The organism is Siphonobacter sp. BAB-5405, from assembly GCF_002872335.1.
GTDB lineage: Bacteria > Bacteroidota > Bacteroidia > Cytophagales > Spirosomataceae > Siphonobacter.
The window spans coordinates 529,857-536,193 of record NZ_NJAG01000007.1 but is presented as its reverse complement, the minus strand read 5'-3'; the positions used below and the strand labels follow the sequence as shown (position 1 = coordinate 536,193).

Here is a 6,337-nt window from a genome sequence, read left to right as displayed (position 1 = left end):
TTTTTGGATACACAGGTTTTCCCCATAGATGGTAAAGAGGTATCCAAAGCTCTATTTGAACTCGGGTTCTCTACGCTCAACATGAAACGACGAGTATCCGCCCGAATCAGAAAATTCCTCAATAACTCGGTAGATCATTCAGAACCCTTTTGGTATATCGATGTGATGGTGAATTGTGCCGATAAATGTTTCGATGTAACCTTTGAGACCAATTTTTGCCAGTCTAAAGTTATTTGTCGACAGGGATTCGATAGCGTAGCTGAACTAACCGATGTAATTCGTAAAAATCAGGTTGTCAATTGGTTAGCAGGAATGCCTACTTTCGAAACACCCACTCGATTAGTCACAGTACGAACGCAGGGCCTATCAGTTATCACCGTTGATGAAGCGGATTAGTTCTTCTAAAGCAGATATGGCACCTCCAACAACAAATGGCCACACTTGAGTATCCATTTTTGAGCGTTCAGCTACATTGGCAGGATCACTTAATTTTTTAAAAGCCTGATCTGCTTCTGAGATTGTTAGAATAAGTCGCTTGACGCACAGTAGTACAGCTTGCTTTTCTGCTGGTTCGAAATGAAGCAATGTTAAGTACTCTATAACCTCACGGGCTTGGGCCTGTAGATCCTTAACATGGCCTGGGGTATAATGCTTTAAGTTATCAAAATCAATGATAAACTTGAATAGCTGTCTAGCGAGTTCGCTTCTGATGGGGGGTTGCATCGTTAGTTGATTTTTCAACCCAAATATAACACGAATACAGCCCAATAAAACCGGGTCAACTTTAAAGCGTATAGCTATATGCGTTATCTATTGTCTTTTCAAAATTAGCGTTCAATGAAAAAACTGGAAACCCTAGTAGCCTTGTGGCGTGGTCAGGGATTAAAGAAAAAACAGAAGTCGAAGATCATCTCCAGATACATGAAGAAGTTCAGAATCAGCAAGAACACGGCCGATAGCACTGTAAATGGCCGCCGTGACAGTGTGGAGCCTGAAGAAGTTACTTTCCTGGAAAAGGAGATCGAAGCGGCCCTGAAATTCAATAACGAAGTACTAACTACTTAAAAACCATGATTTTATTACTTGCGGGCGTTGCCCTATTCATTTCGGCACTTTTCAACAATAAGAAACCCAAACCTTACCACCATCGCCGCCGGAAAAGATGAGCCTTGTCTTCGTTTCGTTTGTCTCCTTACTACTGATTTTATCCTACGTTTTTCGGCCCACTCAGGATGATTTATACCGGAAAGATGGCCGTCTGTAACCACCTTTAAAAACTACTCAAATATGAGCCTTCCTTCATTGGTCGCCATCGCTGGCGATAGTGTCCTTATTCGTGCCAAAAAAGGCCAGCTACAGGCCATAGTAAAGGGGGCTACGCTGGTATACGAGAACGGTTCCTGGGTAACTCGCTACATCGTATCGATCCTTAATCACGATCTGGAAGTAACGGCTGATCAGATCATTCCAGTACTGGAAACTCAGAACGGCCTGGATCTGGATACGATCAGGGAATTACACCTGCTGAACCGTCCCTGTAAGCTTCATACGCTTTCATTCAGCAATTTAAAGAAAGCCCAAAAGATCGTTACCAGCCACTTGAATACGATCATCTTTTCCAACCGTACAGAGTTCGATTTATGGCTTCCGATCCTGAAGGCCATCAATACGGAAATTCAGAAGATCTACGCACAAATGGAGCCTTCTCAGGAAGCGAAGGCACTGATTCCATTCATCCGCCTAAAATGGGAAATTAACTATGGGAGCCGCTAAACAACAGCCCAAACTGGAAGTAATCCGGGATGATTTTGGGCAAGCTACGCACGACCTGGCCACGTCTGAAGTCTACTTATCAGCACCGCCCGAACTCAAGGCGTTAATTGATCGACTAGCAGAAACAGCGATCAACGCCGTGGAAGCTTCCCAGGTGGCCATCGAACAACCCCGTTCCCTGCATACGCATTCCTACGGCCCGAAGATCCAGCATGATCAGCGGAATGAAATCGCCGAACTGGGGGAATTCAACGGCCACAAAACGGAGCACCACCAGCACAACACCTTATACAATCAGGTAACGGCCCGAGCGTATACAGGGGATTGGATCTACTGGGTTAGTCCGGATCTGATTATCAGTACAAACGGAAACTTCGTTTTCCGTCCCAAAACCAAAAAACTCATCCTTCAGGTTGGCGAAATCGAGCTAACTGATTCAGAAGTACAGGAGCTTTTCCGCGTACTAAAAGAAGATTTTAATCTACGTGGAAAGGTCTGATTATGAAAACGTACGATAGCAAAAGAAGCTTTTTTTCTAACCCTTTTGCCAAAAGCCAGGAGCGGGTAAATTCTGCGGCCACGCTAACGGATCAGGATCTGGAAGGCGAAATAAACAAACGCCTCAAAGGGGATGTGTTCCCGTTGGATGTGTTCCCGAGTGAAATCACCGAACTTCTTAGTGTGATCCATCACAAGCTGGAAGGGGAACGGGCCTTCATTGGCCAGTCCGTTCTATCGATGGTTTCGGCGGCTATCGGATCCGCTATTGTAGCTCGTTCCGGAACGTGGCAAACCCCACTGACTCAGTGGTCTGTATCGGTCGGAATCTCTTCTTCCGGTAAGTCAATGGTACAGGGGATCCTTCGCAAACCTCTTGATCGTATTCAGGCGATTTTCGATGATGAATACGAACAAGCCCTTCGTAAAAGAGACGATCCTAAAAGAGACGATCCGGAGGAAGAAGATGATGAAGATGATGATGAGCCACTGGACGCCAAAGGGTACCGAAACAAAAAGAAGAAGTACCAGCCGTATGAGGCACCCCCACGGAAAACCATCTTCATCAATGATATCACTTTCGAATCGATGATCAATGACGTTATGAAGCATAACTTCAAAGGTATCTGCAAGTTCGAAGATGAAATGGTAAAGTGGTTTGATGATATGAAACGCTATAAATCAGGCGGTTCTGAAATCAGCTTCTGGACTTCGGCTTGGGCCACGCCTACGAACTTCACGATGGCCCGATCAGGCGGAAAGTATTTGGTGATCAATAAAAAGCACATGGTGGCCAGCATCGTGGGCGGTACCCAACCAAAACTACTATACCGTTTTTTCGACGAAGACAAGGCTTATTCTGGGTTCTCGTTTCGCTTCCTTTTTGCGATGGCCGATGAAGTGAAGGTAACGGATCCGGATCTGGAATTTAAGATTTCGGATGATCTAATGAATCCCTACACCGGAATGCTGGAGTGGCTTTACAAAGAATCACCCATGCGTTCGGCTGAATCGGATCCGATCCCTCTATCCCTCAATAGATCCGCGATTAAGACCATGCAGGAATGGCAAACCAGAAATGCCAAAATTATCAATCAGTTAGACGATCCGGAAGAGAAAGAAATCAAGGCAGGTATTTACGGGAAAAACAAAGAATACTGTCTTCGGTTTGCGGCCATGCTGGCGGCAATGGATGCGGCTTGTAAACGCCAGAAAATTACCCATGAAACGCCTGTAAATGCTGATCATGTTCAGCGAGCTATCAAACTGGCCGATTACTTCTTTAAAACGGGCTGGCAAGCCTATGAAATGGCTAAATCCCGGAAGATTGTTCCCGCTGAAGTACTGGAGTTTGCTGGGCTATTTAAACACTGCGATTGCAATCAAACCCGGATGGCCGAAATTCTGAAAATCTCCCGTCAGGCGGTATCTAAAAAGCTTAACAAGTATCTGGATCTGTACCCGTCTGCTTTCAACGCTCGCAACACCATTTAGTACGATGCTCACCTTTCCTAAATCCCAGAAGGAAAAGCCTTCTTACCGCCGCTGGTGCCTAGTGTTTACAGGTACCCCTAGTGATGGATCCAGCGGCTTCAAAATCGCTCAATTTGATGGCCGATTCTGGACGAATGAAGTAGGACTAATACTAGATTCAAAAGTTAAGTCCTGGGCGTATTTAACCCCAGAAAATACTAAAAATTAAAAGCGTGGTTGCGGTTGACAATAAAAACCTTGTTTAAATGCAATTTAGGTTTATAACTCTCTGACTATCAGCAAAAAAGGGGGTGCAACCAACCGCAACCAAAATACCGTTTTCAATTTTGCAAGTGCCTGATAATGAGTCTTAGCAAACACCAAAAACGCAACCTGTTTGGTTGCGGTAGGTTGACAAAAACCGCAACCAAGTGCAACCAAACAGGTTGCGTTTTTGCCACTCCGAAAATCTGATTATCAATAAGTTACAAACTCAAAAACTTAAAAATGGTTGCGGTTGGTTGCACCCCCTTAAAAACTGATTATCAGTTACTTACAAGTGTAAATTGTATTTAAACGGGGTTTTTCTTGTCAACCGCAACCAGCACACTGAAAATGAACGAAAAACAAGCAATCAACAGGATTCTAAAGGTTTTAGGAGCCTTGAATTATTCCGGGAATCACGACAAAGTAAAAGCCCTGGTAAAGCAGGGGATCGCCTCGGAGATCAACAGTCTGGAAATCACCTTTTTGATTCTTAGCCATTTTGGCAAAAAGAAGGTGGCCACGAAGCTGATTACCCCCCACGTAAACACGCTGATGCAACTCTTTCAATAACCCAAATCACCCACACCCGTATGATCCGTTTGGTAAAAATTGCACTCGTAATTCTCGTATGGGGGCCCATACTCATTGCCCAGGCAATTGCCGCCCTTATTCATCAACTTCTCTTACCCTTTCATTCAAAAAATAATGACTAAAGAACTAACTGAAGCAGGGGCAAAGGATAAAGCCCTGGTGCGTTGGATGCTTACCCTGGTAGCGTACCGAATGCTGGCCCAGTCCAACTTCAAAGCGGCCATCGGCAAACAAGTACAGGCGGCAAAAGATCGGGCTTTTGCGGGCCTTTCTGAAGAAGATCTGAAGCCTATCATCCTAGCCGGCGATATCATGGAAAAGCTGGCTCTGAAGTTGGCCCGTTGCAAGGATATTGAAACGCTGGAACAATCGGTAGCGTACGCTGAAAGCTTGCTGGAAGGTGAAGTACTGGTGGTACAGGAGGATGAGACGCTGAAACCGAATGTATAGATGCCCATTGATTATTCGAAGTATCACCCAAAATGGAAGTTGATATCCCGATTAATCCGATTCACCAGGGCGGCCAATTGTTGCGAAACGTGTGGCGTAGAAAACGCCAGGCTGATCATCCGCCAGGGGGCCAGCTACCGATACGCCAGCGATGAAGAAGTGGCTCATTTCACCGCCCTGCATCGATCAGGAATCAACTACTGGAAGGCACTTAAACAGGCCGGTGGCCGGTTTGATCCGGATCATCCTTACGGTGGCCCACTTGGATCGTGATATCGGAAACAACCGATTCGGCAATCTAAAGGCCATGTGCCAGTACTGCCATTTGAATTACGATCGGCCGGAAAACCAACGGCTTCAGAAGTACGGGAAAAACGATAGTACGCTTTCACTCTACAAACCACCAAACGAATGATTCTAGGCATGATCGGGGGCGTCGTGGCTCTTCTGTCACTAACCGCCCTGTTAGTTGATTTCAAGGAAGTGAAACCTAAAAAAGATAGCCCGTGGAAAGACTAACGGTAATATCCTTTTCCGGCGGCCGTAGCTCTGCAATGATGACAAAGCGAATGCTCGAAAGTGGCCGCTATGAAAACCGAATCATTGTCTTTGCCAACACCGGAAAGGAACGCCCTGAAACCTTGGATTTTGTACATGAATGTGATGTGCGTTGGGATCTGAATTTGATCTGGCTGGAATATGACCCGATAGCCAAATTCCGGATCGTCAGTTACGAAACGGCATCACGAAACGGTGAACCTTTTAATCGGCTTATCGAAAAAAGGAAGTATTTGCCCAACGTCGTAGCCCGGTTCTGTACGGGTGATCTGAAGGTAAAGCCCATCAAAAAATACATTCAGTCACTGGGTTTTAAAAACTGGGATAACGCAATGGGTATTCGTTATGACGAACCTTTACGATGGGGGAAAATGCTTCAGAATACCCAGCCAGAACCGTGGTTTAATATCCTGCCTTTGTACGAAGATGGCATAATGAAAGACGACGTTTTCCGCTTCTGGAGAAAGCAAGGTTTCGACCTTCAGCTGGAATCCCACCAAGGTAATTGTGATCTATGCTTTATGAAGGGCCGGAAAAAAATTACTCAGCTGATCCGCGAAAATCCTGATTCGGCGAAATGGTGGACTGATCAGGAAAACCGAACCGGAAGTACGTTTCGAAAGGAGGTTTCCTATGCCGAATTGGCCAAGCGGGCTGAAGCACCACAAGCCCCTTCACTATTTGATTTTGAACCTGAATTTCCCTGTCACTGTAACATTGATTAAAA

General features: G+C 45.5%; 10 protein-coding genes. 9 read left to right on the top strand and 1 reads right to left on the bottom strand.

The features are described from left to right. Positions 1–396, top strand: a 396-nt coding sequence (locus BWI97_RS28280) for a hypothetical protein (RefSeq protein ID WP_233207786.1), incomplete at its 5' end; no start/stop codon positions are given. Here the strand turns inward: BWI97_RS28280 and BWI97_RS08840 are convergent. Beyond that, positions 367–723 (bottom strand): hypothetical protein, encoded by a 357-nt coding sequence (locus BWI97_RS08840; protein ID WP_102200753.1) that lies wholly within the window; start codon positions 721–723, stop codon positions 367–369. The two genes, BWI97_RS28280 and BWI97_RS08840, sit on opposite strands and share 30 nt — an antisense overlap. Positions 724–837: 114 nt before the next feature. On the opposite strand from BWI97_RS08840, the gene BWI97_RS08835 reads away from it, so the two are divergent. From BWI97_RS08835 to BWI97_RS08800, 8 genes are all read left to right on the top strand, one after another. Further along, positions 838–1,065, top strand: a complete 228-nt coding sequence (locus BWI97_RS08835) for a hypothetical protein (RefSeq protein WP_102200752.1) — start codon at positions 838–840, stop codon at positions 1,063–1,065. Between the two features lie 222 nt (positions 1,066–1,287). Next, positions 1,288–1,773, top strand: a complete 486-nt coding sequence (locus tag BWI97_RS08830) for a hypothetical protein (RefSeq protein WP_102200751.1) — start codon at positions 1,288–1,290, stop codon at positions 1,771–1,773. Further along, complete coding sequence (locus BWI97_RS08825; RefSeq protein ID WP_102200750.1) at positions 1,760–2,272, top strand: hypothetical protein; 513 nt, start codon at positions 1,760–1,762, stop codon at positions 2,270–2,272. The genes BWI97_RS08830 and BWI97_RS08825 overlap by 14 nt, the downstream gene beginning before the upstream one ends. 2 nt (positions 2,273–2,274) lie before the next feature. Then, positions 2,275–3,765 (top strand): DUF3987 domain-containing protein, encoded by a 1,491-nt coding sequence (locus BWI97_RS08820; protein WP_102200749.1) that lies wholly within the window; start codon positions 2,275–2,277, stop codon positions 3,763–3,765. Between the two features lie 594 nt (positions 3,766–4,359). Then, positions 4,360–4,581, top strand: coding sequence for a hypothetical protein (locus BWI97_RS08815; RefSeq protein ID WP_102200748.1), 222 nt, complete (start codon positions 4,360–4,362; stop codon positions 4,579–4,581). A gap of 135 nt (positions 4,582–4,716) precedes the next feature. Next, entirely contained in the window at positions 4,717–5,052 is a 336-nt protein-coding gene (locus BWI97_RS08810) for a hypothetical protein (protein WP_102200747.1), read from the top strand. Continuing rightward, positions 5,053–5,325, top strand: a complete 273-nt coding sequence (locus tag BWI97_RS08805; RefSeq protein WP_102200746.1) for a hypothetical protein — start codon at positions 5,053–5,055, stop codon at positions 5,323–5,325. A 233-nt stretch (positions 5,326–5,558) separates the two neighbouring features. Continuing rightward, positions 5,559–6,335: a phosphoadenosine phosphosulfate reductase family protein gene (locus BWI97_RS08800; RefSeq protein ID WP_255402800.1), complete on the top strand. Its 777-nt coding sequence runs from the start codon at positions 5,559–5,561 to the stop codon at positions 6,333–6,335. Positions 6,336–6,337: the final 2 nt, after the last annotated feature.